Below are 25,842 nucleotides of genomic sequence, written 5' to 3'. Positions count from 1 at the left end.
CGCCCGTGCGAGGGAGTGGGCCAATGACTGAGCCTGTAAACATCCTCGTCACCGGTCCGGACCTGGATCCGGCAGCATCGGCACTGATTGAGCAGGCTGGTATTAATCGTATTCATACCCCGCCTTACCCGACAGACGACGTGCTGACCGATCACCTTGCCCGGTTCCGCCCCCAGGGCGTTGTATCTCGGATGGGAAAATTCGGTGCGCTTGCTATGGATGCGGCCCCCGATCTCAAGGTTATTTCCAAGCACGGCGCGGGTGTTGACAACATTGATGTCGATGCAGCAACCGAGCGCGGGATTGCCGTTGTGCGTGCGCCGGGTGCAAACGCCCTTTCGGTCGCCGAACATACCATTGCCTTGCTGCTTGCGACGGTAAAACAGATTGTGCCGCTGGTGTCTGGCCTACGCGACGGGCGCTGGGAAAAGCCGGGTTTCCTCGGCGTAGAGATTGCCGGAAAAACCCTTGGCTTGGTCGGGTTCGGTGCCATTGCACAGCACACGGCTCGCCTTGGACGCGGACTTGGACTGAATGTGGTTGCCTATGACCCGATGGCACAGGACAGCGTATTTGCCGCAGAAGGTGTGCAGCGGATAGCGAGTGTCGACGAACTTCTTGCCATCGCAGATATCGTTAGTCTGCATTGCCCGTTGATGCCTGCGACACAGCACATGATCAACGCGCAAAGCCTGCAGATCATGAAGCCGCAAAGCTATCTGATAAACACCGCACGTGGCGGCCTGATCAGTGAGACCGATTTGCTGATGGCGTTGCAAAGCGGACATATCGCCGGTGCTGGTCTTGATACGTTCGAGCAGGAACCACCGTCGCCTGATAACCCGCTGATGAACGAGAGAACAGTTGTTGTCACCCCGCATGTCGGCGGGGTTACGGCGGCGGCCGGTCGACGGGTTGGTCTTCTGGCCGTAGAGGGGATCCTTGATTTGCTGGCGGGCAAGAAAATTGCTGCAGAACGCATCGTCAATCCCGAGATTTTTGCTTCGGGAACAGCCCGACTGTTGACGTCAGGTGTAGATGCAAAACTGTTCGAGAAAGGGTGAGCAGAATGACTGTCGGAAATCGTATTTTTCCACGTAAACACAGAATCTCGGCAGAGCTGGTGGAAAAGTTCCGCGTCTTGCCGGTCGCCAATGTTAGCGATTGCATGAGCCGTCTATATGCGGGCGGCACCAACCTGCGTCCGATGCACACCGATGGTGTTCTTGCCGGTCCGGCACTTACGGTCAAATGCCGTCCTGGTGACAATCTGATGCTACACAAGGCCATTGATATTGCAGAGCCCGGCGACGTCATCGTTGTTGATGGCGGGGGCGATCTGAACAATGCACTGATGGGTGAGCTGATGCTCGCACATGCAATCAACCGCGGCGTTGCCGGCTTTGTTCTGTATGGCAGCCTGCGCGACCTTGATGCGTTCAGAAGCGTCAATCTGCCAACTTATGCGGTCGGGGTTACCCATCGCGGCCCTTACAAGTTCGGGCCAGGTGAGATCAACGCGACCATCTCGATTGATGGCATGACCATTGAAGCCGGTGATCTCGTCCTTGGTGATTCTGATGGTGTTTTGGCAGTGCCGGTCAACGACGCCGAAACCGTGCTTGAGGCCACCTTGGCGAAGCAGGCCGCCGAAGAACGTCAGATGCAGCAGATTAAAGAACGCACCAACGACCGTTCTTGGGTCGACAAGGCGCTGGTCGCGGCAGGTGTCGAGATCATATCAGCTTGATTTCGAGTTTGAAGTGAAGTGCGTTAAGTGTTTGGCATTTATGAATTGTTCAGGATGCCAAGATCAAGAGATGTCAATGATGTCTCATATGTAGAGCGAAAATGCCTGCATCATAAAATAAGAAAAACTGTTGAAAGAATGAATTTATATTCACTTTCATAAATAAAAAGTCGTGATGTAGGGTTGAATTAATCAATCGGGAGGAAACCAAAATGAAATTCAAAACGATTATTGCATCTGCGTGCCTTGTTGCTGCTTTTGCATCCAACGCGCATGCAGAATATCCGGAAAAGAAAATCGAAATCATCGTCGGTTATTCCGCCGGTGGTGGTACCGACGTTATGGCACGTACGGTTGCGCCGTTCCTTGAGCGTTATCTGGGTGATGGTGTCACGGTTGTTGTCAAAAACATGCCCGGCGCCAGTGGTCAGATCGGTGTGACCGAAGTTGCTAATGCTGATCCGGACGGCTACACGCTTGGCACCTTCAACCTGCCGGGCATGATGGCTCGTACGCTTGACCGCAAGGCTGATTATTCCGCCGACAGCTTCACCTATCTTGCCAACGTCGTTGACGATCCGAACGTGATCGTGACTGCAAAGGACAGCAAGCTCGACACCATGGAAAAGCTGATGACTGCTGCCAAGGCAGATCCGGGTGCAATCACCGTTGGCATGTCGAGCCTGGGCGGGGATGACCACTTCTTCCTGATGCGCCTGCAAAATGGCAGCGGTGCCGAATTCACCATTGCGCCGTTCAAGGGATCCGCACCGGCACGTACCGCTGTGATGGGTGGTCATGTTGCCATGGGCATCTTCAACCTTTCGGAAGTTCTCGGCTTCCGCGAAGAGCTCAACATCCTTGGTGTTGCCACCGAGGAGCGTTCAAGCCTAGCAGATGACATTCCGACCTTTACCGAGCAGGGAGTAAACGTTGTAAACGGTTCTCTTCGTGGCTTTGTCGCACCGCTAAATCTACCAGAAGATGTACGTGGCAAACTTCTGGATGCCTTCCAGAAGGCATATGATGATCCTGAGTTCTCTAAGGCGATGCTTGCATCTGGTAATCCGGTGAAACTGACTCTTGGCGACGACTTCAAGGCGCTTAATCAGGAACAGTATGACTTCGCCAAATCGGTTTGGGAAACCACTCCCTGGAAGTAATCCTTCGAGGTAGATTAAGGTTCCACGATGACAGCCAAAGAGGTGCGATGTGCCTCTTTGGCGATTTCCCAAAACAGACCTGAATTGCGTCACTTGTCTTGCACCAGACGGGATCAATACTACCCGTCGGATCCACATGAGCAAGCATTCGGGTTCAAATCAGTCGAGACCAGCAAAATGACGAACCAAACCGGTTCACGCATATTGCAACCTGACAACATTGCCGGTGTTGTAATGATTGCTGCCTGTGCGTGGCTCCTCACCAAAGTTACCGACATGCCCGAAATGAGCGCATTGTTGCCGGTGGCGATGCTCAGCACGATTATCGCGCTTTCGGTGTTGATGATTGTGCGTAATCTGATCCGGAGCGAGGCCATCGCGGTCAAGCCGGTCTTTTCCTCGTTACCGCGGTTTCTGCTCGTGGTGTTTTGTGTCGGACTCTACGTTCTGGCTGTTGCGACAATCGGCTTTTACACCTCGACATTAATCATGCTGCCTGCGGTCGCCTGGCTTTTTGGCTATCGCAATCCCAAGGGTATTGCCCTTGCGACGCTGATTTTTGTTGGCGGCATCGCATTGATCTTCCTGGTTCTGATGAACCAGAGCCTTCCGCCAGAATTCTTCCAGTCCTGACGCCGGAGAGCCTTTATGTATGCGAATTTGATTGATGCTCTGCCGAATGTTCTGGGTTGGGCCAATGTTCTTTCCGTTGTCGTTGGCGTTATCGCCGGGATTTGCGTTGGTGCACTTCCGGGGCTGAGCGCCACGATGGCGATTTCGGTTTTGATCCCGTTTACCTTCGGCCTTGATCCGTTGGTCGCACTTGGCATGATGGCCGGGATATATAACGGCGCGATGTATGGCGGGGCGATCCCGGCAGTATTGTTGCGTATTCCTGGCACGCCGGCCGCTGTTGCGACCAGTTTTGATGGTTACCCGATGGCGCAGTCAGGCCGCGGTGGTTTTGCGCTTCAGGTCGCGGTTGTTTCTTCGGCCATCGGCGGAATTGCATCGGCAATTGTTCTGATGTTGCTGGCACCGCCACTCTCGAAGGTGACCCTGCTTTTCGGGCCTGCCGAAATTTTCTGGGTCGCGGTGTTTGGTCTATCGTCAATTGTCTTCCTTCTGGGTGGCGATCCGATCAAGGGGCTGATCAGTGCCGCTTTCGGTGTCACGGTTTCCGTTGTCGGTTCGGATACGATCACCGGTTACGAGCGACTGACCTTTGATCATCTTGAACTGCTTGACGGGATCAATATCGTTGTCTTGCTGGTTGGGCTTTATGCCTTGCCGCCGGCAATCGATCTTCTGGAAAATGCTGATTTCGAGACAGTGAAGGGCAAGTTTAATCTGGGTACGGGCAGTATCTGGAAAGCCATCCCAAGTATGCTTGGTTTCTGGAAAACATGGCTGCGTTCCAGTGTGATCGGGGTGCTGATCGGTATCCTGCCCGGAGCAGGTGGCTCTATGGCTGCGTTCCTTAGCTATAACGAAGCACGTCGGGCATCAAAAAACCCCAAGGCTTGGGGTAACGGCGAACCAGAAGGCGTTGCCGCGGCCGAAACCGCGAACAATGCCGACACCGCATCGGCCATGATCCCCGCCCTGACTTTGGGGGTTCCGGGAACGTCTGTCGCTGCTGTTATGCTTGGCGGCTTGCTTATCCATGGCTTGCAGCCCGGACCGATGTTGTTCCGCGACAATCCTGACCTGGTCTTCGGCTTTATGTGGCAGTTCCTGTTCGGGGCAATTCTTCTGATATTTCTTGGCGGGTCACTTGCTACCAACAGCTTTGCTCAGGTTTTGCGTCTTCCGCGCCCGATGCTTGGCGCAATTATTATCGCACTTGTCTTTATCGGTGTGTATTCCATCAACGGACGAATGTTTGATGTCTACCTGACGCTTGGCTTCGGGGTGGTCGGTTATTTCATGGACAAGCTGAAATTCCCGCTGCCGCCCGTGGTTCTCGGTCTCATTCTTGGCAGTTTTGCCGAAGAGAACCTGCGTCTTGCGCTTCGAATTGGCCGGAATGACTGGTCGACACTGTGGCAGAACGGCACGAGCCAGATCATCATTGCCGTTACTGTATCAGTTATTGTCGGACCGCTTGTCATGCGCGTGATCCGCAAACGGAAATCGGAAGATGATTCTGCAAAATGAGCAGATATCTTTGTCTGGATGATTTTGAGGCGGCTGCAAGAAGCCGCCTCCCGCATCCTCTATTTACCTATATCTCAAGTGCTGCTGAAACGTCTTCGTCGCTGCGTGACAACCGGGATGTTTTCGGCAAATGGGGTTTTGTGCCCAGGGTTTTGCGGGGCGTGTCAGGGCGATCCATTTCATGCGACCTGCTGGGCAAGACCTATGACGCGCCGTTTGGTATTGCCCCGATGGGGATATCGGCCTTGATGGCCTACGACGGTGATCACGCCCTTACCCGTGCAGCGGCCAGCCACAACATTCCGATGGTGCTCAGTGGATCATCATTAACCCCAATGGAAGCGGTTCATGAGGCCAATCCAGATAGCTGGTTTCAGGCCTATCTTCCTGGCGAGGACGACAAAATCCTGGCTCTTGTTGACAGGGTCAAGCGGACCGGCTTCAAGACGCTGGTTTTGACCGTTGATACCGCGGTTCTGGCTAATCGCGAGAATAACCTTAGAGCCGGGTTTTCAACACCCTTGCGATTAACCCCGAAAACACTGTGGCAATTTGCCACCCATCCCGGATGGGTTTTGGGAACTTTCGCGAAAACCCTTATGACAAAGGGTATGCCACATTTTGAAAATTCCTATGCGACACGCGGTGCCCCGATCATGGCACGCAATGTCATGCGTGATTTCGGCAGAAAAGATCACCTGAATTGGGACCATTTGCGCCTGATTCGAGATCATTGGCAGGGCAAGCTGATTGTCAAAGGGGTTTTGGCTGCTACTGATGTAGGTGAAGTTGCCAAAGTTGGGTGCGATGCCGTCGTCCTGTCGAACCACGGTGGTCGGCAACTTGACGGTGCCGTTTCGCCGATGCGTGTCTTACCCAATGCAGTGTCGGTTGCAGGCAATATGCCGGTTATGGTCGATGGCGGCTTCAGGCGCGGGACAGATATCCTTAAGGCACTTGCCCTTGGGGCTGCATTTGTATTTGTCGGGCGGCCGTTCTTATACGCAGCGGTGGTTGACGGGGAACGTGGCGTCAGCCAGGCAGTTGAGATCCTGAAAAGCGAATTGCACCGTGATCTTGGACTTCTGGGGAAAACTACCCTGTCCGAGATTGAGGCCGATATTCTGATGACACATTAGGCTCATCACTTGTGGTTCAGTCCACGACGGTTAGCAAAAACAAAAGAACCCGCCTGAGAGGGCGGGCTCTTTCCTATGTGAATGAATCCAGACTTTGAATTATTTCTTCGGCAGGAATTCTGCGACCAGTTTCTCGGCAATCTGAACCGCGTTCAGGGCGGCACCCTTACGCAGGTTGTCACCAACGCACCACAGCGACAGGCCGTTTGCGACCGTCGGGTCCTTGCGCACGCGCGAAACAAAGACATTGTCCTCGCCCTGGACTTCCTGCGGGGTGACATAGCCTTCGTCCTGCCGGTAATCGACAACCGAAACGCCAGGGAAGTTTTTCATCGCCTTGCGGGCTTCTTCGACCGTGATCGGTTTTTCAAACTCGATATTGACCGCTTCGCCATGGCCGACAAAGACCGGGACGCGTACGCAGGTGGCGTGGACTGCGATTTCCGGCGCAAGAATTTTGCGGGTCTCGACCGACATTTTCCATTCTTCGCGGGTCGCGCCATCATCCATGAAATTGTCGATATGCGGGATGACGTTAAAGGCGATCTGTTTGGTGAATTCCTCCTTCTTTGGCGGATCATTCACATAGATGCCTTTGGTCTGGTTAAACAGCTCGTCCATGGCGGCACGACCGGCACCCGACACCGACTGATAGGTCGCAACAACGATACGTTTGATCGTTGCGATGTCATGAAGTGGCTTAAGGGCCAGAACCATCTGAATGGTCGAGCAGTTCGGATTGGCGATGATGTTCTTTTTGGCGTATCCGGCCAGTGCATCGCCATTGACCTCGGGCACGACCAGCGGAACACCCGGTTCCATGCGCCAATAGCTGGAATTGTCGATGACAACGCAGCCTGCTTCGGCAGCCTTGGGGGCCAGTTTCTTGGCGGTTTCACCACCGGCCGAGAACAGGGCGATATCGGCCTTTGAAAAATCAAAGGTTGCGGCATCGAGAACACTGATCTCGTCATCTTCGCCATAGCCCACGGTGCGCCCGATGGATTTCGACGATGCCAGCGCAAAGATTTCGTCTGCCGGGAATTTGCGTTCGGCAAGGGTGTTGAGCATCTCGCGCCCGACATTTCCGGTCGCGCCGACAACGGCGATTTTGTAGCCCATCAGGGTGCCTCTTTCAGTCTTGTCGGCATGGTGATCAAAATGATGCCGGAACGGGAAAACCCCGTGCGACAACGGATGACGCAGCGACCATGCCTTTGGGTAATGTCTGATAATCTGCGGCGAGATGTAAGGGTTTCTCGGCGATTGCGCAAGCATGTCGTTGCCAATGTGATCATGATTACTACTTGAGATCGCAGAAAAATCTGGCAGAATTACCAAAGGGGTTCATGTAGCGAACCTGAAATCAGAAACGTTTTGCATCTTGCCAGGTTGATTTCTGAATTTCTGCCTGGTTGGCGTCCAAGCCACCGATGTGACCACCTGACGATCCTCCGGACGGCCAGACAAAACGATCCTGATCACGGGTTCATTACAGATATGCGGCATTGCTGCATATGGGGCGATCACTATTCGGACTTTTATAAAAAGGACGGCAAATGACGTACCCGATGAGTTTGGATTGGACACAGAAAAAGGTTCTCGATTTCTTTCGGGAACATGTCACGCGCGGGACTTTGGTATTCCGTGTGGATGACAAGCACGAGGTCGTGCTGGGAGATGGATCAGAACCGCGGGCGGGTATGACCGTCCCGGACTGGACCAACACACTTAAAATGGCACTGAGCCCAGATCCGGGCTTTGGCGAGGCCTTCATGCATGGCGGATTCGACCTTGTGAACTGCGAGATGGAGGACCTGATCAAGGTGCTGCGTCTTAATTTCGAAGGCGGGCATTCGACCAGCGGGTTTGGCAGCTTTATCGAAAAGCTGCAGGCGCTGAAATTCCAGATCGGGCAGTTTACATCGGTCAGGGCCGCCTCACACCGCGTGCGCCATCACTATGATATCGGCAATGATCTTTACACCCGGTTCCTTGATCCGGAGATGCAATATTCATGTGCCTTCTGGGATGATGGGGCCCAGACTCTTGAAGAAGCCCAGCACCGGAAAATGAGCCTGACCACCCAGCGGCTCAAAATCAATGAGCCGGGCCTGCGCGTGGTCGATATCGGTTGTGGCTGGGGCGGGTTAAGCCGCTTTATCCATCGTGAGACCGGGGCAGAGGTGCATGGCATCACGCTTTCGACCGAACAATATAACTGGGCGCAGGAAAAGCGTTCGGAGATGGGCGGCAATATGAAGGCGGGGCTTGATTACCACCTGCTGGATTATCGGCTGTTTGCCGATGCCAATGCCGGGAAGTACGACCGCGTTGTATCGGTCGGCATGTTTGAGCATGTTGGTCGTCATCAGTTCAAAACCTATTTCGAAAAGGTCAGTGAGCTTCTGAAGGCCGGCGGGCGGGCTGTGATCCATACCATCATCAAGCCGCGGGCTGAATTTACCTCGCCGTGGATTGATAAATATATCTTCCCGGGCGGGTACATTCCGGCGGTGCATGAAGTGATCGAGGCTGCCGAACATGCCAACCTGACGGTAGAGGCCTCAAACTTCCATGCCGGTCGCAACTATGCCCAGACGCTTATTGCGTGGCGTGATCGGTTCCGCAAAGTCGCCGATGAACTTGACCCGGAAAAGTACGACGAAGAATTCAAACGCATGTGGGAATTCTATCTGGCCGGATGCATCAATGCCTTTGACGCGGGCGAGGGCGGCGGCGGCATGCGAGTCGGCCAGTTCGTCTTTACCAAGCCGGGCTTTGAATATGCCTGAGGGTCGCAATGATAGAGGGCGGGGAGCGATGGTTTCCCGCCCTGTTTGTTTTCTGCTTGCTGCTTCCCATATTCAATAAAGAGCCGTGCGACCCTGTTGCGGCGACATGCACCGCATGACTGCAAATCAAAATCAAAACAAAGAAGATCAAAGACGTGCCTTCAAACCAAGCCACATCGCGTGATGGACCGGCACGACAGATGTGAAAAGCGGAAAACCGGTCATTCTGTCGGGAGGAAACGACATGTTTGAAATGATCAGCCGGGATGACGCCAATCATCAGACGCAAAAGGATACCGCGCCGCATATCGGACGGCCCGAGGACTATGTCCGGGCCCTGGCCGAAATTGAAATGTCGAGCTGCGAACGCGATATGCTGCGTGCCCACGTCAAAGCCCCGGGGCGCAAGATTACCGGGCTGAAGCTGGCCGAGACGGTCGGGCATTTCGGATGCCGCATCGGGAATAAGAAGTATGGCCGGCTTGCCGCCAAGATCGCGGCCGCAGCAGACCTTCCGACGTGCAAGAGTGATGTCAGTGATTATCTGGCGGCGATATTCACCCTTGCCGAGGGAACGCAAAGTGATGGCGAGGACTGGACATGGGTGATGCATGACAATGTCGCCCGTGCGCTTGCGGATGCGGGTATCGTCTGAAATCCCAGATTGCTGATTTGATAAATTTCGAATTTTACGGGCGGGTCGTGTAACGCGGGCCGCCCGTGCTTCGTCCTTGTGGGCAGAGGGGGATTTTCCCCGTTAACCCTCGTGTCACCAAGGAGAATTGCCATGACCCGCTTTGCCTTTCATGAAGTCAGTCCGAAACTGTTCCAGGCCCAATTTGACCTTGCCACCAAGCTTGGCGAAAACCCGCAGATTGCACCCGTACTGCGTGACCTTATTGAGTGTCGGGTGTCGCAGATCAATGGCTGTGCCTATTGCGTTCGCATGCATTCTGACAGCTTTACCAAACATGGCGGCGATCCGGTCAAGCTTGCGATGTTGCCGGTTTGGCAGGGTGCCGAAGGGTTTAGCGCGGCAGAGCGTGCGGCACTGGCATGGGCCGAATGCCTGACCCGGGCGGAATGCCAAGTCACGATTTCGAAATGCCATCGGGTGCTTCTTGATCATTTCGAAGAAGCCGAGATTTCGGAGCTGACCTGCATCATTGCCACGATGAATGCATGGAACCGGTTGGGCATCGCGCAGCATGAATTTGCATGATCGTCGTAAGCTTCCTGACGGAGGCGTAAAAACCCCTTACAATCGGAGACACACAGCGATACGGGATTTCCCCGTATCGCTTCACGCGTTTGGTGGGACATCTTTGGCAGATCGGATTTTTGAACAACACAGGGCACGGTTGACCGCGTTGGCTTATCGTATGCTGGGCAGTCACGCCGATGCCGAGGATGCGGTTCAGGACGTCTGGTTGCGGTGGCGCAATCAGGATCATGAGACGATCAATGACGCCACCGGCTGGCTTGTCCGGGTGTGCAGCAATATCTGCCTCGATGTTTTGAAATCAGCCCGCCGCCAGCGCGAAAACTATGTCGGTCACTGGCTGCCTGAACCGTGGTTGCCGCCCGAACAACCCAAAGCCGAAACCCAGTTGATCGAGCAGGACGGCCTTGGGCAGGCTTATATGTTGATGCTTGAACGCTTGGCCCCGGTAGAACGTGTGGCACTTGTGCTGCATGAAGTTTTTGACTGGATGCATGACGATATCGCCCCCCTGATCGAACGCACGCCGAACAATACCCGTCAGATCCTGTTCCGCGCCCGGCGCAAGATGCAGCGCGACAGTGATCGCGATGCGACGCCCGAACCAAATGCAACGGCGTGTGATCGGGATCGTCTGGATGCGTTTGTCTCGGCCATCGGGACGAGTGACGTTGGCCGGTTGCTAGATCTTCTGGCACCTGATGTGATTTTGCATTCCGATGGTGGTGGCAAGGCACTGGCGACCGCCAATCCGCTGTTTGGCGCAGATCATGTGTCGCGGTTCTTTCTTGGTGTCTGGGGCAAGCGCAGTCCGGGTGAGCGCATCTTTGGCGTCACGATCAAGGATCAATGCTGGATCCTTATGGCCGAAGACGGTGTTGTGGCCACCGCACTTTGCGCGACCGAACGCGACGGAAAGATTGTTGATCTGTTTGTCCATCGGAACCCGGACAAGTTGGCGCTGTTTTCCGACATTCTTGCCGACGCCGTCGAGATTACCCATTAATGCAAAAAGGCCGGATCAATATCCGGCCTTTTTAATATCGGGATCGCTTGAAACGATCAGACGAGCTTGTCGAGTTCGCTGATCAGCGACTCACCCATAACCGTGGTCGAAACCTTGGCCATGCCCGGCTGCATGATGTCTGCAGTACGCAGGCCGCCCTTAAGGACGTTCTGTACCGCGTCTTCGATCAGGGTGGCATCGTCGCCCATATCAAACGAATAACGCAGCATCATGGCGAATGACAGGATGGTTGCCAGCGGGTTGGCGATGTCCTGACCGGCGATGTCCGGGGCGGAGCCGTGTACCGGCTCGTAAAGCGCCTTGCGCGCACCGTTTGCATCCGCAGCACCAAGGGACGCAGACGGCAACATGCCAAGCGACCCGGTCAGCATGGCGGCACAATCGGAAAGAATGTCGCCAAACATGTTGGTGGTGACCATCACGTCAAACTGTTTCGGGTTACGCACCAGCTGCATGGCGGCGTTATCGACGTACATGTGGCTCAGTTCGACTTCCGGGAAGTCCTTGGCAACACGTTCGACAACTTCGCGCCACAGAACGGTGGATTCCAGAACGTTCGCCTTATCGACAGAGCACAGGCGCTTGTTACGTTTCATTGCCATGTCAAAGGCAACGCGCGCGATGCGTTCGACTTCCGGCTCGGAGTAAACAAGGGTGTTGAAGCCGTGACGGACACCGTCGCGTTCTTCGATGCCGCGCGGCTGACCGAAATAGATGCCACCGGTCAGTTCACGCAGGATCATGATATCAAGACCCTTAACGACGTCTTCTTTAAGCGTCGATGCACCAACAAGGGCGTCAAACACCAGTGCCGGACGCAGGTTGGCAAACAGGCCCATTTCCTTACGGATTTTGAGCAAGCCACGTTCCGGTTTGATGTCGAACGGCATGTCGTCCCATTTCGGACCACCAACAGCACCCAGCAGAACAGCGTCGGCGGCCATGGCATCCGCAAGCGTTTCGTCGGTCAGCGGGTTTTTATGGGCATCAATGGATGCGCCGCCGATCAGACCTTCGGTGATTTCGAAATTCACGCTGCGCTTTTTCGCCATCCAGTCCATGACGCGCTGAACCTGACGCATGACTTCCGGGCCAATTCCATCGCCCGGCAGCATCAGTACTTTTTTGGTGGTGCTCATAAATGCTTCCTTCCCAGATTTTTTGGGGCCGCTCACCCCGTAACGATCAGAAAACGGGCGGCAAACCGATGTTTGCCGCCCGTTTTTGCAATTACAGCGACAGCCAGGGCTGCGATGCAGCGCGCTTGGCTTCGAAATCGTTGATGGCATCGGCCTTCTGCAGGGTCAGGCCAATGTCGTCGAGGCCATTCAGCAGGCAATGCTTGCGGAATTCTTCGACTTCAAACTTGATGCAGCCGCCATCCGGACCGGTGATTTCCTGATTTTCAAGATCAACGGTGACGGTCGCATTCGCACCGCGTTCGGCGTCGGCCATCAGTTTGTCGACATCTTCCTGCGGCAGACGGATCGGAAGGATGCCGTTCTTAAAGCAGTTGTTATAGAAAATGTCAGCAAAGCTTGGTGCGATCACGCAGCGAATGCCGAAATCAAGCAGCGACCAGGGTGCGTGTTCACGCGACGAGCCACAGCCAAAGTTGTCACCCGATACGAGGATCTTGGCATTGCGATAGGCTGGCTTGTTCAGAACGAAATCCGGAATTTCGTTACCGTTGTCGTCGTAACGCATTTCATCAAACAGGTTCTTGCCAAGGCCCGAACGTTTGATGGTTTTGAGGAACTGTTTGGGAATGATCATGTCGGTATCGACATTGATCATCGGCAGTGGTGCTGCAACACCGGTGAGCTTGGTGAATTTTTCCATTATCTTATCCCTTGCTTCCAGTTTCCCAGGCCAGACCGAGTGCTTCGATCAATTCTTCGGTCGCGTCGAGTTCCTGGGCCACGAAGTCCGGCAGGTTGATGCCGGTCAGTTGCGGCAGGAGGTGCTCAAGCACCGGTGCGCGGCCCAGACGAGGGGCACTTTCGCGGAAATTGATCAATGTGTGATCGGCCATGGGGAACCTTCCTTAACCGAGTTTGCGAATGTCGGTCAGATGACCGGTGATCGCAGCCGCAGCTGCCATGGCCGGGCTGACGAGGTGGGTACGACCACCACGGCCCTGACGGCCTTCAAAGTTACGGTTCGAGGTCGAAGCGCAACGCTCGCCCGGGGCCAGACGGTCCGGGTTCATCGCCAGACACATCGAGCAGCCCGGCTCGCGCCAGTCAAAGCCTGCTTCGATGAAGATCTCGTGCAGGCCTTCTGCCTCGGCCTGTTCTTTCACAAGACCGGAGCCCGGAACGATCATGGCATTGACGGTTTCGGCAACCTTGCGGCCCTTGGCGACTTCGGCAACAGCACGCAGGTCTTCGATACGACCGTTGGTGCAAGAACCGATAAAGACACGGTCGATCTTGATTTCCTCGATCGGGGTGCCTGCGGTCAGACCCATATATTCCAGTGAACGGGCAATTGCCTTTTGCTTGCCGGCATCCTTGCCGTCAGACGGGAACGGCACGGTGCCGGTAACCGGAACGACGTCTTCCGGGCTGGTGCCCCAGGTAACCTGCGGGACGATTTCGGCGGCATCGATTTCGACAATCTTGTCGTAATGTGCGCCTTCGTCAGACGGCAGGGTCTTCCAGTATTCAACAGCCTGCTCGAACGCGGCACCTTTCGGCGCCATCGGGCGGCCCTTGATATATTCAAAGGTTTTTTCGTCCGGGGCGATCAGGCCAGCGCGTGCGCCGCCTTCGATCGACATGTTGCAGACCGTCATGCGGCCTTCAACCGACAGCGAACGGATCGCCGAGCCAGCATATTCGATGACATAGCCGGTACCGCCAGCAGTGCCGATGCGACCGATGATCGCAAGGGTGATGTCCTTGGCGGTCACACCCGGATGCAGATCGCCTTCGACCTTGACCAGCATGTTCTTGGCCGGTTTCTGAACCAGCGTCTGGGTTGCCAGAACGTGTTCAACTTCGGACGTGCCGATACCAAATGCCAGCGCGCCGAAAGCGCCGTGGGTCGAGGTGTGGCTGTCACCGCAAACCATGGTCACGCCAGGAAGGGTGAAACCTTCTTCCGGGCCGACAATGTGCACGATGCCCTGACGGAGATCGTTCATCGGGAAATAGTGAATGCCGGTATCCTTGGCGTTCTGGTCAAGGGTTTCAACCTGAATGCGGCTGTCTTCTTCCTTGATGCCTTCGGAACGGTCAGAGGTCGGAACGTTGTGATCCGGCACGGCAAGCGTCAATTCCGGATGGCGCACTTTGCGGCCCGAATTGCGCAGACCTTCGAAGGCCTGCGGGCTGGTCACTTCGTGGACGAGATGACGGTCAATATAAAGCAGGCAGGTACCATCATCCTGCGTGTCGACCACATGGCTTTCCCAAATCTTGTCAAAAAGGGTTTTAGGTTGACCCATCTCGACCTCCTCATAATACATCGATCTTTTGAGCAGCAACGATCAAGCCGCTGGGTGCGGTTCTGAATGGGACGAAGATTGCTGCAATACCTGCTTTTGACGGCGGGTGGGGCTTGGCGTTTCTCCGGCGCAACCGGCTTTATCCGGTTTGCGAAATTTTATTATCCAGAACCACGCGGGTTTGTTCGTATTTGCCGCGGGAGTGCCTTTATACACGCCACCTTCCAAATCACAAGACATCGGGAGAGCGTTTTGTCAAACCGTTATTGTTTTCGGTGTGATTACGTCCTATTCATCAAAGAGAACATGTTTTTTCTGAGATTTTTTCTGAATTAAATATATCTGATATAACAAATATTGATGAGATTTGCTGATCTCTTGGCTCAAAGGTTACAGAAATTCAAGGCGATTCGTTGCTTTTTGGGCATTTACAAAGTGCCTGCAGTTGTCAACTAGTCAGAGCTGATAACAATTTTCTTGAACAGTCAGAAAGCCTGTAAAATGGTCCGCGCGTTTTTTCCGAAGAAAGCACTCTTGATCGGTTTGGGTCTCTTAATCATTGGTTCGGGTGTAGGTGTTTTGGGGGTTCGGAGCTATTTTGTTGCACAGGCAGAACGCCACGCGCAGCAGATAATCAAATCTGCTGAAATTGAGAATGCGACTGAAGCGGAAACCTTGTTAAGGATTTCCGCGGAAGTTCATCGAGAATTTTCCGAGGTATCACCGCGCTCTATTTTACTTTTAAGATTACGTCCCTATTTGACCCATCCTCTTCTACCTAAGTTCGTCCAGTTTCCGAACGGCGTTATAGAGACCGTGTTGCAGAAGGGGCTTTGTGACAATGCAGCGCGGAATCTTGCTTTCATTTTGGCTGAGCTTGGGTATCAGTCTTTTCAATGGGATATGGTTCAAACCGGAGCTGCCCATTCGGCTTTATTGGTTAACTTGTCTGATAAAAGTACAGCGCTGTTGGACCCTTTCTATGGAACTGCAAGCTACTCCATACAAGAGAACAAACTGATCTCACCTGAGTTGGCGCAGAAGAAATTGCGCGAAGGTGGAAAAACGGTGGATTATTTCATCCCGTTTTCTGACACGTCCCAGCTTTGGTTTTATGAGAAGTTTGAAGACTCTTGGATGGCAAAGCAGGGTGACGAGCTCATGATACCCGTGGTTATCCCCAGCATTGGCAAAGGTCGACTGATCCTAGGCGAGTTGAATGGTAGCTCCGATGATGTTGTAGCGACTTCAATTCAGAATGAGATGACGCCATATTGGGGGTACGTTGGTCATAAATATAATCGTTCTTGGGTTCGTACGCTGAGGGCGAGGCAGGATGTTGAGGTTGAGTTCAATCTTGTTCAGGAGGTTGAGAACTCGGTTGTCACTTCCGATCCTTTGCCGGATATCGATGGACGACGGATGCGTTGGCGACTGAAAGCAGGGGAAGAAATACAGTTCTTTGATGGCCGGGCACGGCGCTCGTTCACGCGCATGAATAGTTATCTGGATGTCGATCAGATTGTGATCCGTCCAATAGACTAAACCTTACAATTTGTAACACGTTGGAAACGAAAACGGGCCCACCCGAAGGTGAGCCCGTCTTTGTTCTGATGCTGAAAACAGCGAAGAATTACTTCTTCTTGCGTTCTTCGGCGGTCAGTTTGCCTTTGTGGCCGGTGGTCTGCTCGGCGATACGTGCAGATTTACCGGTACGGCCACGAAGGTAGTAGAGTTTCGCGCGACGTACGTCACCGCGGCGAACGACTTCGATTTTGTCGATGGCCGGGGAGTACGACTGGAAGATACGCTCAACGCCTTCGCCCGATGCAATTTTACGCACGGTGAAGGAAGAGTTCAGGCCGCGGTTCTTACGCGCAATGCATACGCCTTCGAACTGCTGGATACGCTCACGGGTACCTTCAACGACTTTCAGGTGTACACGGACGGTATCACCTGCATCGAATTCCGGAACTTCGCGCTGCGCAACGATTTTGTCGAGCTGCTCTTTCTCGAGCTGCTGGATGATGTTGGTCATGGTTTAACCCTCTTTGATGTTCCCGTTTGCCACGTACCGGTCCCAAAGGTCCGGGCGTCGCGCGCGGGTAATTTCTTCTGCCTGAGCATGCCGCCAGGCTTGTACCTTGGCATGATGTCCGGAAAGCAAGATCTCCGGCACTTCACGCCCGTTCCAGTTGGCCGGGCGCGTGTAATGCGGATATTCAAGCAACCCGGTTTCAAAGCTTTCCTCGTCGACAGACTCGGTCTTGTTGACCGTTCCCTCGATGAGGCGAATGCACGATTCAATCAGGACCATGGCCGGCAGTTCGCCGCCCATGAGGATGTAATCACCGATGCTGATTTCCTCGGCCTCGTGTTCATCCAGAACCCGTTGGTCAATACCTTCGTAACGACCGCAAAGCAGGATGGCACCCGGGCCTGCTGCCAATTCGCGACAGCGTTTCTGGTTCAGCACTTTTCCCCGCGGGCTGAGATAAATCAGCGGCAACTGCGGTGCAGAGCCACGCAATTCACGCAGGGCGGCGTCGACAATATCCGGGCGCATGACCATGCCGGCCCCGCCCCCGAAAGGATTGTCGTCTACAGTGCGGTGGCGGTCGGTTGCATGATCGCGGATGTCTTTGACATCAAGCGACCAGATCCCGTTTTCAAGCGCCTTGCCAGCCAAAGACTGACCAAGCACCCCCGGAAACATTTCCGGGAACAGGGTTGCAACTTTTGCCTGCCACACAGACATCGATCAGGCCTCCTTCCCGCTGCCGGTCGCGGTTTCCGCGCCTACTGCATCGGCAGTAACGGCATCAGAATCGCGGTCGGCCTGAGAGTCCTTGCGGGGTTTGTTCGGACGACGGTTACGATTACCGGGTCCGTCCTCATCCTGCAGTAGCCCCTCGGGCGGATTTACCACCATCTTGCGTTCCGAAAGAATGACCTCGGGCACGACTTCCTTGGTGAAGGGAAGAACAACAACCTTGTTCTTGGCTTCTTCAAGCGCGACTTCGATTACGTCGCCAGCGCCAAAATCAGCCACACCCCGTACGGTGCCAAAAACCGAACCATCAATGTGGAACGCTTTCAGACCGACAAGGTCAGCAAGGTAGAATTCATCTTCTTCAACCGTGTCAGGCAGTGCAGCACGCGGTACATGCAGCTTGGTGCCCCGCAGCCGTTCGGCAGCGTCCCGGTCGTCCACACCTTCGATCTTGGCGATCAGCTGGTCGCGGACATGTCCGACAGGAGACAGCTTGTATTTCACGCGTCCCTTGGCGTCGAACAACGGGCCGTAACCGACAAGGTTATCCGGATCGACGGTATAGCTTTTGACGCGCACGGCACCACGCACCCCGTGCGGGGCGGTGATCATGCCGACGCAGACATAAGCTTCGTCGTTTTTGGATTTGCGGGTATCAGCCATTTCGGTTCACAAGTTTCCGGTATCTGATCAAAGCGTGCCTTCAGCGATTACTCGCCTGCAGCTTCTTCTTCAGCAGGTGCTGCTGCTTCGGCAGCGGCTTCCGCAGCAGCGGCAGCAGCAGCTTCGGCTTTCTCAGCTTTCTCACGAAGACGTTCCTGAGCTTTCGCTTTCGGAGCAGACTTCTGCGGCTGTTCGGTCGGTTTGAACGCGTCAGCCAGGCCAGCTTTGCCCAGGAAACGTGCAACACGATCGGTCGGCTGTGCGCCAACGGACAGCCAGTATTTGATGCGCTCTTCTTTGAAGGTTACGCGGTTGTCAGCATCCTTCGGGAGCATCGGGTCGTAGGTACCGACGCGCTCGATGAAGCTGCCGTCACGCGGGGCACGAACGTCAGCAACTACGATACGGTAGTACGGACGCTTCTTGGCACCGCCACGGGAAAGACGAATCTTGACAGCCATTCGGATAAGTTCCTTTCAGCTTGGGTTTGTAGTCTTCTAAATCATGACCCCGAGGGGCCTATTCACTTGGTCTTTGATCCGGCTTTGTGGGCCGGTTTTGGTTCCTAAGAGGAATTCTTGAAGAACCCATTTCAGAACCGGGGGCTTGGCTATTTCTTTTTGCCGAACCCCGGGAATCCCGGAGGCAAGCCACCGCCGCCTCCCAATCCCGGCAACCCGGGCGGCAAACCGCCCCCGCCACCGGTAAATCCTTTTGGCAAGTTGTTGAGGTCGGGCATATCGCCGCCCTCAAGCATTGCCGGGTCCATTTTCGGCATGCCGCCAAACAAACCCTTTTTGCCCATCTTGCCCATCTTTTTGATCATGGTGGACATGGTCTGGTACTGCTTCAGAAGCTTGTTCACATCCTGAACGCTCAGACCACAGCCAGCGGCAATACGCTTTTTGCGCGATGCCTTGATCAGGGCCGGGTTTTCACGTTCTTTCGGCGTCATCGACAGGATGATCGCTTCCTGGTGGGTCAGAAGTTTGGGGTCAAGCTTGGTCTGCGACATCTGTTTTTTCAGCGCGCCCATGCCCGGCAGCATCCCCATGATTCCGGAAAGATCACCCATTTTCTGAAGCTGTTTGAGCTGTGCCAGAAGGTCGTTCAGGTCAAACTGACCCTTGCGCAGCTTCTTGGCCATTTTCTCGGCGTCTTCGGCCTTGATGTTTTCGGCAGCCTTTTCAACCAGGCTGACGACATCGCCCATGCCAAGAATACGGTTGGCGATACGATCAGGATGGAAGGCTTCCATCTCGTCGATTTTTTCGCCGATACCGATCATCTTGATCGGGCAGCCGGTGATCTGACGCATCGAAAGGGCGGCACCACCGCGCGCATCACCATCAACACGGGTCAGAACGATACCGGTGATCCCGACCTTGTCTGCAAATTCCTTGGCAACGTTTACCGAGTCCTGACCGGTCATCGCATCGGTGACCAGAAGGGTCTCGACCGGGTTGACGGCATCACGGATCTGGGCGACTTCGCTCATCAGTTCCATGTCGATATGCAGACGACCGGCGGTATCAAGGATGACCGCGTCATAGCCTTCCTTGCGTCCGGTATCCATTGCGCGCTTGGCAATCGAAACCGGCTTTTCGCCCATGACGATCGGCAGAATGCCAAGACCGTTATCGTCGGCCAGAACTTTCAGCTGCTGCTGGGCGGCCGGACGATAGATGTCAAGCGATGCCAGAAGGACTTTCTTGTTGCGCTTTTTGGTCAGGTTCAGCGCGATCTTGGCGGAACTGGTGGTTTTACCCGAACCCTGCAGACCGACCATCAGGATCGGAACCGGAGGGGTGGAAGCGAGATTGATTTCCTCGCCTTCGCCCAGCATGTTTTTCAGTTCGTCATGGACAATCTTGACGACCATCTGGCCCGGGGTGACCGAGCGCAGAACATCGGCACCAACTGCACGTTCGGTGGCGTTGGAGATAAAGGTTTTAACGACCGGAAGTGCCACGTCCGCCTCAAGCAGGGCGACGCGTACTTCGCGCATGGCCTCCTTGACGTCGGATTCTTTCAGCGCGCCACGTTTGCGCAGCTTATCGAGAACCCCGCCAAGGCGATCGCTTAGTCCTTCAAACATTCCAAATCCCGTCTGTGTTGCTGGTGTTTCCACCGTGTGCGCACAAAAAACTAAAACCCAGTGCTCGAAACTCGAGGACTGGGGGAGTCACCTCTTGGGCGACCTTTGGTGGGGAGGGTTTATTGGATCAGGGGGTGGGAGTCAAGCGCAATCGGGCGCAAAAGCGCGTTATTCTGCGCTTTTCATCCTGTTTGGCGCGCAATCGGCGATTCCGCCACTGTGCCCGGGTGTTTAACCGGCAGTCATGCCCGGCTCATGCCCAGAATTACGCAGGCTCAATCGCGTGATTGTCAATCAGACGCGCCTTGCCAAGCCGGGCAGCAACAAAGATTCGGGCCGGTTTTGTCACCGTATCACTGATCAGTTCCAGCGTATCGGCATCGCGGACTTCAAGGTAATCAATCGGATCAAATCCGGCAGACAGGATATCTTCGCGCCCCTTGGCCAAAAGCGGGCCAAGTTCGGCGCCTTTGGCGGCCTTGGCAGTGATGTCACTCAAGACCTTGTTGAGTGTCGGGGCAATCGCACGTTCGTCAGGTGTCAGATAGCGGTTGCGCGATGACATGGCGAGGCCATCGTCTTCGCGCAGGATTTTTGCGCCGATGATCTCGACCGGGATGTTCAGATCTGCGCTGAAACGCCGGATGACCATCAGTTGCTGATAGTCTTTTTGTCCAAAAATCGCGCAATCGGGCAGGGCCTGAAGCAGCAATTTGGTCACCACCTGTGCCACGCCATCAAAGTGGCCGGGGCGGGCCGCCCCACACAGCACACCGGTCATCGCGCCATCAACCGAGACCTTGGTGGCAAAACCGTCGGGATACATTTCCTCGACCGAGGGGGCAAAGCACAGCTCGACCCCGGCGTCATCAAGCAGTTTCTGATCGGCGGGCAGGGTGCGTGGATAGGCGCCGAAATCCTCGTTGGGCGTAAACTGGGTCGGATTGACGAAAATCGAAACAATCACCCGATCTGCGTGTTCACGGGCAAGGTGTGTCAGGCTGATATGGCCATCATGAAGCGCGCCCATGGTCGGAACCAGGGCGACACGCAGGCCTTCGGCGCGCCAGTTGGCAATAGTCGCGCGCAGATCAGCGACAGTGTGAACAGTCGTAAGGGACATCGTTTTCGTCGTATCGAAGATTGCAGAAAATCGCGGCGGTCTGGATCAGACAGCGCGCAACTTACCTTTTTTCGCTAACCCAAAGCAATGTTCATCCGTCGGGAACTGACGGGTTCGCACTTCGTCGGCATATTGGCCGACGGCCTCGGATACCGCATCGCCAAGATTGGCGTAGCGTTTGACGAATTTCGGCGTGAAGTCGGAAAACAGGCCAAGGATGTCTTCGGTGACCAGAACCTGCCCATCACAGGCGACCGAGGCACCAATGCCGATGGTCGGGATGTCGATGGCCTCGGTGATCTGACGTGCGACGGGTTCAACCGTGCCCTCGACGACAACCGAAAAGGCGCCGGCCTTGGCAACCGCCTTGGCATCAGCAACGGTTTTGCGTGCGGTTTCTTCGTCGCGGCCCTGACTTTTGAAGCCACCCATGGTGTTGACCTGTTGGGGCATCAGGCCGATATGGGCCATGACCGGCACCCCGCGCATGGTCAGGAATTCGATGGTTTCGGCAAGTTCGGCGCCGCCTTCAAGCTTGACAGCGGCACAGCCGGTTTCAGCCAGAATGTGGGATGCTGTGCGGAACGCCTGTTCCTTGGATTCCTGATAGCTGCCAAACGGCAGATCAACAACAACACAGGCATTCTTTGATCCGCGCATCACGGCCTTGCCATGGTTGACCATCATATCGACGGTCACGGCAAGCGTGCTTTCCATGCCATAGACAACCATGCCCAGTGAATCACCGACCAGAAGCAGGTCGCAATGTTCATCAAGGCGTTGCGCCATCGGCGCGGTATAGGCCGTCAGGCAGACAATCGGATCTTTGCCCTTACGGGCACGGAGTTCTGGGACGGAGGTCCGGCCCATCTTTTTGCTGGTGGCACTCATGACGTTTCTCCCCCGGTACAACCGGATTTCGCTGCCCGATCTTTGTCGAGCGTGCGGTCATGTTTACAATATCATGACCGCGATCGGGAAACCTTTTTTGCAATCGCGAAATAGGCAGTTCGGCCAATAACCGGGATTTTGGGCGTGGTTTGGCTGATCGTTCGAAGGATCAGCGTCCTAAAATGCTCTTGGCCGATTACAGGCACGCAGAAATCACAGACCTTCGGCAAGATCTTCAAGCATGTCGAGACCGACCGCCTCGATATGGCGGTTATCCTTGAGCGTAATCGTTGCTTCCTTGCGCAACTGGGTCAGGGTGCGTGACACGGTTTCAATGGTCAGACCCAGATAGTCGGCAATGTCGGAACGGCTCATGGGCACGTTGATTGTCTCGCTGCTTTCGCCGCGGTGTTCCTGACGGCGGGCCAGCATCAAAAGGAAGGATGCGACCTTTTCCTTGGCGGTCTTGCGGCCTAGCAGAAGCATCTGATCCTGTGCGGCGGCCAGTTCATCGACCGCCATGCCCAGCATGCGTTTTTCAAGATGCGGAAACTTGTCGAACAGTTTTTCCAGCTTCTGGCGCGGGAACCGACATGCGGTTACCGGTTCAATCGCCTCGGCGGTGTAGCTGTAATTGGCATTCAGTGCGAGACCAAGAAAGTCACCTGCAAACAGGAAACCGGTGATCTGGCGGCGGCCATCGCCGAGCAATTTATACAACTTTACCGAGCCAGACGTGACGTTAAAGACGTAATCAGCATCTTCGGCTTCGTGGAAAATCGTGGTGTGCGGGTCATAATGTGCATGCGTAAGCAATTGACGCAGCTGATCATGTTCATCGCCATGCAATGCGGAGCAAAAAGTCAAGTCCTTGATAGAACAGGCTTCGCAGAGTTGGGGGCGGACTGCCATCGTAGACTCCGATGCTGGTGACCCGGTAAGCGCAATACAAACCAATCTATCCGATGAGATAGCCCAGTTTCAAGCAATTCTAACTATCGTCTTCATGGAACTTCTTTGAGTTCCCCGGAGGCGTGACGTCATCGTCATCAAACAGAATGCGATTTGCCGCACCTTCCATATCGTCAAACTGCCCGGAACGCAACGACCACAAGAAGGCCCCAAGGCCCAGAAGCCCCAGAAACAATGCAATCGGGATCAGGAGAAGGAGGTTGCTCATGGCATTATATCCCTGCCTGCTGCGACAACGTGGTCGCCGGTTTGATGCCGACCCCGTCAGACTTGCCCGATTTTGCGTGTAAACGCAAGGCATTGGCGATCACAATCAGGGATGAGGATGACATGGCGATTGCCGCAAAAAGCGGTGTGACAAACCCTGATACCGCCAGCGGGATCGTGATCACGTTATAGGCAAAGGACAGGGCAAAATTTTGACGGACAAGTCGATCAGCCTTGCGCGCGACATCAATTGCCTCGATCACGGCGCCAAGCCGATCCCCCTGAAACACGATATCGGCCGCGTTTTGCGAAATTTCAGCAGCCGTTGCCGGCGACATTGATGCATGGGCGGCGGCAAGGGCCGGTGCGTCGTTGATGCCATCGCCGACCATCAAATCATGGTTGCCGCGATCCGCGCGGGCCTGAATATGGTTGGCTTTTTCGGTCGGCGACATCCGTGCCATCCAGCTGGTAATGCCAAGTGTTTCGGCAAGCTGGCGCACGGTGCTTTCGCGGTCACCCGACAGCAGGGTCATTTCAAAGCCACGCGTGCGCAGGGTGTCGATCACTTCGGGTGCGTCGCTGCGCATCGTATCGCGGAAGACAAACCGGGTCGGGGCAATGCCGGGCTCAGACAGCCACAATTCCGGTCCGGTAATATCGGATGGTACATCGGCGTTTTCGGCAACATCGCAGAAAGCACGGCTGCCAAGCCGGATCGGACCCGCCGGACCCTGCATCATCAGGCCAAGACCAGCTTGTTCGGTAACATTGGTTTGCGGGGTCACGTTTCCGGCGGCACGCACCAGTGCGCGGGATAACGGATGATTGCTGTTGGCGGCCATGCCGGCGGCAAGCATCAGTTTGTCTTGCTGTGGTTCGCCGACCAGTTCGGGTTTGCCCGTGGTCAGTGTGCCGGTCTTATCGAAAATAATGCCGGTGATCTTGGTCAGTCGTTCAAGGGCGGTTGCCGATTTGACAAGAATGCCCGCACGCAACAGACGCCCGGTGGCAATGACCTGAACCACCGGAACCGCAAGCGCCAGCGCACAGGGGCAGGTAATGATCAGAACGGCAATGGCATTCATCAGCGCATCCTGCCAGCCAATCCCACCAATCAGCCACCAGCCGATAAAGGTCGCCAGCGACAGGGTATGAACAACCGGCGCATAGGCCTTTGCCACCCGATCGGCAATGGCGACATATCTGGCGCGGCCCTGTTCGGCATTTTCCATCAGGCGCACGATTTCGGACAGCAACGTATTGCCACCGGTGGCGGTGACTTCGATACGAAGCGGGGCGGAAATATTGGTGGTTCCAGCAAACACGGTGGTGCCCGGACGGGTCAGAACAGGGATGCTTTCACCGGTGATGATGCTGGTATCGACATCAGATTGGCCGTCGATCACCTTGCCGTCGATGCCGATCCGTTCACCGGCCGCAGCCAGAACGATCATGCCCGGCGTGGCCTTTTGCGGTGCGATCAGACGCCGCGTACCATCAGGTTCAATCACGGTGATCGAGCGGGCATTGAGCGACAGAAGATGTTCAGCCGCCGAGCGTGCCTGCCCGCGCGCACGACCATCAAGATAGCGCCCGATCAGCAGGAAGAACAAAAGGGTAATCGCACTGTCGAAATAGGCATGCGGTTCGCCGCGAATGGTTTGTGCCAAACTCATACCAAGTGCCAGAATGACGCCCAGGCTGATCGGCACGTCCATATTGACCCGGCGGTTGCGAATGGCACCAAGGGCGGATCGATAAAACGGCAATCCGGCATAGGCCGCCGCAGGCAGCGCGATCAGGGCCGATATCCAGTGAAACAGATCGCGGGTCGCCCCACCCATGCCCTGAAAATATCCGGCCCAGACCGAGACCGACAGCAACATCACGTTCCCGGCTGCAAACCCGGCAACCGCCAGACAGCGCAGCAATTCCTTGTTGCGCGACGTTGTTGCCTGTTCAAGGGCGGCCGGATCAAACGGGATCAGGCGATAGCCCATCTGCATTACCGGGCGAATGATGTCTTCGATATCGGAAACATCGCCCTGCCAGCTCAGGCGCAGGCGGCGTGTCGTCATATTGACGCGGGCCTGCAATACGGCGCTGTTTCGTTGCAACAGGGTTTCGATCAGCCAGACACAGGCCGCGCAATGGATGCCATCGACCATCAGGTTCAGATGATGATGACCGTCGGTATCGGTGCTGGCCAGTTCGGTGAAATCAAAGCTTGCGATTTCGTCTTCGTCCGGGCGAAGGGCCCGGACCTTGGGATCGATTGCGCGTCGGTTGTAATAGGATGTCAGCCCCATTTCGCCCAAGAGCTCAAAGGCGCCAGCACACCCGGCACAACAAAAGTCGGGTGCGGCAGGTGACATGGCTGTCACCGGCTCGCCGCAATGGCG

The 25,842-nt window shown here is 55.2% G+C and carries 26 protein-coding genes; 11 read left to right on the top strand and 15 right to left on the bottom strand.

What is annotated here, in order from left to right:
• The first annotated feature begins 23 nt into the window (after positions 1-23).
• The 6 genes from AUQ41_RS15525 to AUQ41_RS15500 all read left to right on the top strand — a co-directional run bounded on the left by AUQ41_RS15525 (position 24) and on the right by AUQ41_RS15500 (position 6,212).
• Complete coding sequence (locus AUQ41_RS15525; protein WP_063089201.1) at positions 24-1,064, top strand: hydroxyacid dehydrogenase; 1,041 nt, start codon at positions 24-26, stop codon at positions 1,062-1,064.
• Between the two features lie 5 nt (positions 1,065-1,069).
• Positions 1,070-1,750, top strand: coding sequence for an RraA family protein (locus AUQ41_RS15520; protein WP_063089200.1), 681 nt, complete (start codon positions 1,070-1,072; stop codon positions 1,748-1,750).
• A 212-nt stretch (positions 1,751-1,962) separates the two neighbouring features.
• A complete protein-coding gene (locus AUQ41_RS15515; protein WP_063089199.1) occupies positions 1,963-2,913 on the top strand; it encodes a tripartite tricarboxylate transporter substrate binding protein in 951 nt (316 codons plus the stop codon).
• A gap of 177 nt (positions 2,914-3,090) precedes the next feature.
• Positions 3,091-3,546, top strand: a complete 456-nt coding sequence (locus tag AUQ41_RS15510; protein WP_063089198.1) for a tripartite tricarboxylate transporter TctB family protein — start codon at positions 3,091-3,093, stop codon at positions 3,544-3,546.
• A gap of 15 nt (positions 3,547-3,561) precedes the next feature.
• Entirely contained in the window at positions 3,562-5,073 is a 1,512-nt protein-coding gene (locus tag AUQ41_RS15505) for a tripartite tricarboxylate transporter permease (protein ID WP_063089197.1), read from the top strand.
• Positions 5,070-6,212 (top strand): alpha-hydroxy acid oxidase, encoded by a 1,143-nt coding sequence (locus tag AUQ41_RS15500; RefSeq protein WP_063089196.1) that lies wholly within the window; start codon positions 5,070-5,072, stop codon positions 6,210-6,212. Before AUQ41_RS15505 ends, AUQ41_RS15500 begins: the two co-directional genes overlap by 4 nt.
• A gap of 99 nt (positions 6,213-6,311) precedes the next feature.
• On the opposite strand, the gene AUQ41_RS15495 is transcribed toward AUQ41_RS15500, so the two are convergent.
• The gene (locus AUQ41_RS15495; protein ID WP_063089365.1) at positions 6,312-7,334 is read right to left on the bottom strand and encodes an aspartate-semialdehyde dehydrogenase; all 1,023 of its coding nucleotides are present in this window, start codon (positions 7,332-7,334) and stop codon (positions 6,312-6,314) included.
• Positions 7,335-7,783: 449 nt separating this feature from the next.
• Between AUQ41_RS15495 and AUQ41_RS15490 the strand changes: the two genes are divergently transcribed.
• The 4 genes from AUQ41_RS15490 (at position 7,784) to sigJ (ending at position 11,235) form a co-directional block, all read left to right on the top strand.
• Positions 7,784-9,007, top strand: a complete 1,224-nt coding sequence (locus AUQ41_RS15490; RefSeq protein WP_063089195.1) for a cyclopropane-fatty-acyl-phospholipid synthase family protein — start codon at positions 7,784-7,786, stop codon at positions 9,005-9,007.
• Positions 9,008-9,251: 244 nt separating this feature from the next.
• Positions 9,252-9,662 (top strand): hypothetical protein, encoded by a 411-nt coding sequence (locus AUQ41_RS15485; protein ID WP_063089194.1) that lies wholly within the window; start codon positions 9,252-9,254, stop codon positions 9,660-9,662.
• 132 nt (positions 9,663-9,794) lie between these two features.
• The gene (locus AUQ41_RS15480) at positions 9,795-10,229 is read left to right on the top strand and encodes a carboxymuconolactone decarboxylase family protein (protein WP_063089193.1); all 435 of its coding nucleotides are present in this window, start codon (positions 9,795-9,797) and stop codon (positions 10,227-10,229) included.
• Entirely contained in the window at positions 10,222-11,235 is a 1,014-nt protein-coding gene (sigJ, locus tag AUQ41_RS15475; RefSeq protein WP_255356212.1) for an RNA polymerase sigma factor SigJ, read from the top strand. Before AUQ41_RS15480 ends, sigJ begins: the two co-directional genes overlap by 8 nt.
• Positions 11,236-11,291: 56 nt before the next feature.
• Here the strand turns inward: sigJ and leuB are convergent, their stop codons facing one another.
• The 4 genes from leuB to leuC all read right to left on the bottom strand — a co-directional run bounded on the left by leuB (position 11,292) and on the right by leuC (position 14,710).
• The gene (leuB, locus tag AUQ41_RS15470) at positions 11,292-12,395 is read right to left on the bottom strand and encodes a 3-isopropylmalate dehydrogenase (RefSeq protein ID WP_008889808.1); all 1,104 of its coding nucleotides are present in this window, start codon (positions 12,393-12,395) and stop codon (positions 11,292-11,294) included.
• 91 nt (positions 12,396-12,486) lie between these two features.
• Positions 12,487-13,098: a 3-isopropylmalate dehydratase small subunit gene (gene leuD / locus AUQ41_RS15465; protein WP_008889809.1), complete on the bottom strand. Its 612-nt coding sequence runs from the start codon at positions 13,096-13,098 to the stop codon at positions 12,487-12,489.
• A gap of 4 nt (positions 13,099-13,102) precedes the next feature.
• Positions 13,103-13,291 carry a hypothetical protein gene (locus AUQ41_RS15460; protein ID WP_008889810.1) on the bottom strand — a complete coding sequence of 63 codons (189 nt, stop codon included), beginning with the start codon at positions 13,289-13,291 and terminating at the stop codon, positions 13,103-13,105.
• Between the two features lie 12 nt (positions 13,292-13,303).
• A complete protein-coding gene (leuC, locus tag AUQ41_RS15455; protein WP_008889811.1) occupies positions 13,304-14,710 on the bottom strand; it encodes a 3-isopropylmalate dehydratase large subunit in 1,407 nt (468 codons plus the stop codon).
• A gap of 501 nt (positions 14,711-15,211) precedes the next feature.
• Between leuC and AUQ41_RS15450 the strand changes: the two genes are divergently transcribed.
• Positions 15,212-16,255, top strand: a complete 1,044-nt coding sequence (locus tag AUQ41_RS15450; RefSeq protein ID WP_063089192.1) for a hypothetical protein — start codon at positions 15,212-15,214, stop codon at positions 16,253-16,255.
• A gap of 88 nt (positions 16,256-16,343) precedes the next feature.
• Here AUQ41_RS15450 and rplS read toward each other — a convergent pair whose 3' ends face one another.
• The 10 genes from rplS to AUQ41_RS15400 all read right to left on the bottom strand — a co-directional run bounded on the left by rplS (position 16,344) and on the right by AUQ41_RS15400 (position 25,815).
• Positions 16,344-16,748 (bottom strand): 50S ribosomal protein L19, encoded by a 405-nt coding sequence (gene rplS, locus AUQ41_RS15445; RefSeq protein ID WP_008889812.1) that lies wholly within the window; start codon positions 16,746-16,748, stop codon positions 16,344-16,346.
• A 3-nt stretch (positions 16,749-16,751) separates the two neighbouring features.
• The gene (gene trmD / locus AUQ41_RS15440; protein WP_008889813.1) at positions 16,752-17,468 is read right to left on the bottom strand and encodes a tRNA (guanosine(37)-N1)-methyltransferase TrmD; all 717 of its coding nucleotides are present in this window, start codon (positions 17,466-17,468) and stop codon (positions 16,752-16,754) included.
• Positions 17,469-17,471: 3 nt separating this feature from the next.
• The gene (gene rimM / locus AUQ41_RS15435) at positions 17,472-18,146 is read right to left on the bottom strand and encodes a ribosome maturation factor RimM (protein ID WP_063089191.1); all 675 of its coding nucleotides are present in this window, start codon (positions 18,144-18,146) and stop codon (positions 17,472-17,474) included.
• 47 nt (positions 18,147-18,193) lie between these two features.
• Positions 18,194-18,607 (bottom strand): 30S ribosomal protein S16, encoded by a 414-nt coding sequence (gene rpsP / locus AUQ41_RS15430; protein WP_008889815.1) that lies wholly within the window; start codon positions 18,605-18,607, stop codon positions 18,194-18,196.
• Positions 18,608-18,756: 149 nt separating this feature from the next.
• Positions 18,757-20,244: a signal recognition particle protein gene (gene ffh, locus AUQ41_RS15425; protein WP_063089190.1), complete on the bottom strand. Its 1,488-nt coding sequence runs from the start codon at positions 20,242-20,244 to the stop codon at positions 18,757-18,759.
• Positions 20,245-20,509: 265 nt separating this feature from the next.
• The gene (gene panC / locus AUQ41_RS15420) at positions 20,510-21,367 is read right to left on the bottom strand and encodes a pantoate--beta-alanine ligase (RefSeq protein ID WP_063089189.1); all 858 of its coding nucleotides are present in this window, start codon (positions 21,365-21,367) and stop codon (positions 20,510-20,512) included.
• Between the two features lie 45 nt (positions 21,368-21,412).
• A complete protein-coding gene (gene panB, locus AUQ41_RS15415) occupies positions 21,413-22,258 on the bottom strand; it encodes a 3-methyl-2-oxobutanoate hydroxymethyltransferase (protein WP_063089188.1) in 846 nt (281 codons plus the stop codon).
• 213 nt (positions 22,259-22,471) lie between these two features.
• The gene (locus AUQ41_RS15410; protein ID WP_063089187.1) at positions 22,472-23,170 is read right to left on the bottom strand and encodes a cyclic nucleotide-binding domain-containing protein; all 699 of its coding nucleotides are present in this window, start codon (positions 23,168-23,170) and stop codon (positions 22,472-22,474) included.
• A 79-nt stretch (positions 23,171-23,249) separates the two neighbouring features.
• Positions 23,250-23,438, bottom strand: a complete 189-nt coding sequence (gene ccoS, locus AUQ41_RS15405) for a cbb3-type cytochrome oxidase assembly protein CcoS (protein ID WP_063089186.1) — start codon at positions 23,436-23,438, stop codon at positions 23,250-23,252.
• Between the two features lie 4 nt (positions 23,439-23,442).
• Entirely contained in the window at positions 23,443-25,815 is a 2,373-nt protein-coding gene (locus AUQ41_RS15400; protein WP_232308414.1) for a heavy metal translocating P-type ATPase metal-binding domain-containing protein, read from the bottom strand.
• Between the last annotated feature and the right edge of the window lie 27 nt (positions 25,816-25,842).

It is taken from the genome of Thalassospira sp. MCCC 1A02898 (assembly GCF_001618185.1).
Lineage (GTDB): Bacteria > Pseudomonadota > Alphaproteobacteria > Rhodospirillales > Thalassospiraceae > Thalassospira > Thalassospira tepidiphila.
Note: the sequence above shows the minus strand (reverse complement) of the source record. Positions and strands in the feature narration are given on the sequence as shown.

Excerpts from the sequence above, each read along its gene's own strand:
- AUQ41_RS15525 (WP_063089201.1), top strand. The coding sequence starts at position 24 with ATGACTGAGCCTGTAAACATCCTCGTCACCGGTCCGGACCTGGATCCG.
- AUQ41_RS15520 (WP_063089200.1), top strand. The coding sequence starts at position 1,070 with ATGACTGTCGGAAATCGTATTTTTCCACGTAAACACAGAATCTCGGCA.
- AUQ41_RS15515 (WP_063089199.1), top strand. The coding sequence starts at position 1,963 with ATGAAATTCAAAACGATTATTGCATCTGCGTGCCTTGTTGCTGCTTTT.
- AUQ41_RS15510 (WP_063089198.1), top strand. The coding sequence starts at position 3,091 with ATGACGAACCAAACCGGTTCACGCATATTGCAACCTGACAACATTGCC.
- AUQ41_RS15505 (WP_063089197.1), top strand. The coding sequence starts at position 3,562 with ATGTATGCGAATTTGATTGATGCTCTGCCGAATGTTCTGGGTTGGGCC.
- AUQ41_RS15500 (WP_063089196.1), top strand. The coding sequence starts at position 5,070 with ATGAGCAGATATCTTTGTCTGGATGATTTTGAGGCGGCTGCAAGAAGC.
- AUQ41_RS15495 (WP_063089365.1), bottom strand. The coding sequence starts at position 7,334 with ATGGGCTACAAAATCGCCGTTGTCGGCGCGACCGGAAATGTCGGGCGC.
- AUQ41_RS15490 (WP_063089195.1), top strand. The coding sequence starts at position 7,784 with ATGAGTTTGGATTGGACACAGAAAAAGGTTCTCGATTTCTTTCGGGAA.
- AUQ41_RS15485 (WP_063089194.1), top strand. The coding sequence starts at position 9,252 with ATGTTTGAAATGATCAGCCGGGATGACGCCAATCATCAGACGCAAAAG.
- AUQ41_RS15480 (WP_063089193.1), top strand. The coding sequence starts at position 9,795 with ATGACCCGCTTTGCCTTTCATGAAGTCAGTCCGAAACTGTTCCAGGCC.
- leuB (WP_008889808.1), bottom strand. The coding sequence starts at position 12,395 with ATGAGCACCACCAAAAAAGTACTGATGCTGCCGGGCGATGGAATTGGC.
- leuD (WP_008889809.1), bottom strand. The coding sequence starts at position 13,098 with ATGGAAAAATTCACCAAGCTCACCGGTGTTGCAGCACCACTGCCGATG.
- AUQ41_RS15460 (WP_008889810.1), bottom strand. The coding sequence starts at position 13,291 with ATGGCCGATCACACATTGATCAATTTCCGCGAAAGTGCCCCTCGTCTG.
- leuC (WP_008889811.1), bottom strand. The coding sequence starts at position 14,710 with ATGGGTCAACCTAAAACCCTTTTTGACAAGATTTGGGAAAGCCATGTG.
- AUQ41_RS15450 (WP_063089192.1), top strand. The coding sequence starts at position 15,212 with ATGGTCCGCGCGTTTTTTCCGAAGAAAGCACTCTTGATCGGTTTGGGT.
- rplS (WP_008889812.1), bottom strand. The coding sequence starts at position 16,748 with ATGACCAACATCATCCAGCAGCTCGAGAAAGAGCAGCTCGACAAAATC.
- trmD (WP_008889813.1), bottom strand. The coding sequence starts at position 17,468 with ATGTCTGTGTGGCAGGCAAAAGTTGCAACCCTGTTCCCGGAAATGTTT.
- rimM (WP_063089191.1), bottom strand. The coding sequence starts at position 18,146 with ATGGCTGATACCCGCAAATCCAAAAACGACGAAGCTTATGTCTGCGTC.
- rpsP (WP_008889815.1), bottom strand. The coding sequence starts at position 18,607 with ATGGCTGTCAAGATTCGTCTTTCCCGTGGCGGTGCCAAGAAGCGTCCG.
- ffh (WP_063089190.1), bottom strand. The coding sequence starts at position 20,244 with ATGTTTGAAGGACTAAGCGATCGCCTTGGCGGGGTTCTCGATAAGCTG.
- panC (WP_063089189.1), bottom strand. The coding sequence starts at position 21,367 with ATGTCCCTTACGACTGTTCACACTGTCGCTGATCTGCGCGCGACTATT.
- panB (WP_063089188.1), bottom strand. The coding sequence starts at position 22,258 with ATGAGTGCCACCAGCAAAAAGATGGGCCGGACCTCCGTCCCAGAACTC.
- AUQ41_RS15410 (WP_063089187.1), bottom strand. The coding sequence starts at position 23,170 with ATGGCAGTCCGCCCCCAACTCTGCGAAGCCTGTTCTATCAAGGACTTG.
- ccoS (WP_063089186.1), bottom strand. The coding sequence starts at position 23,438 with ATGAGCAACCTCCTTCTCCTGATCCCGATTGCATTGTTTCTGGGGCTT.
- AUQ41_RS15400 (WP_232308414.1), bottom strand. The coding sequence starts at position 25,815 with ATGTCACCTGCCGCACCCGACTTTTGTTGTGCCGGGTGTGCTGGCGCC.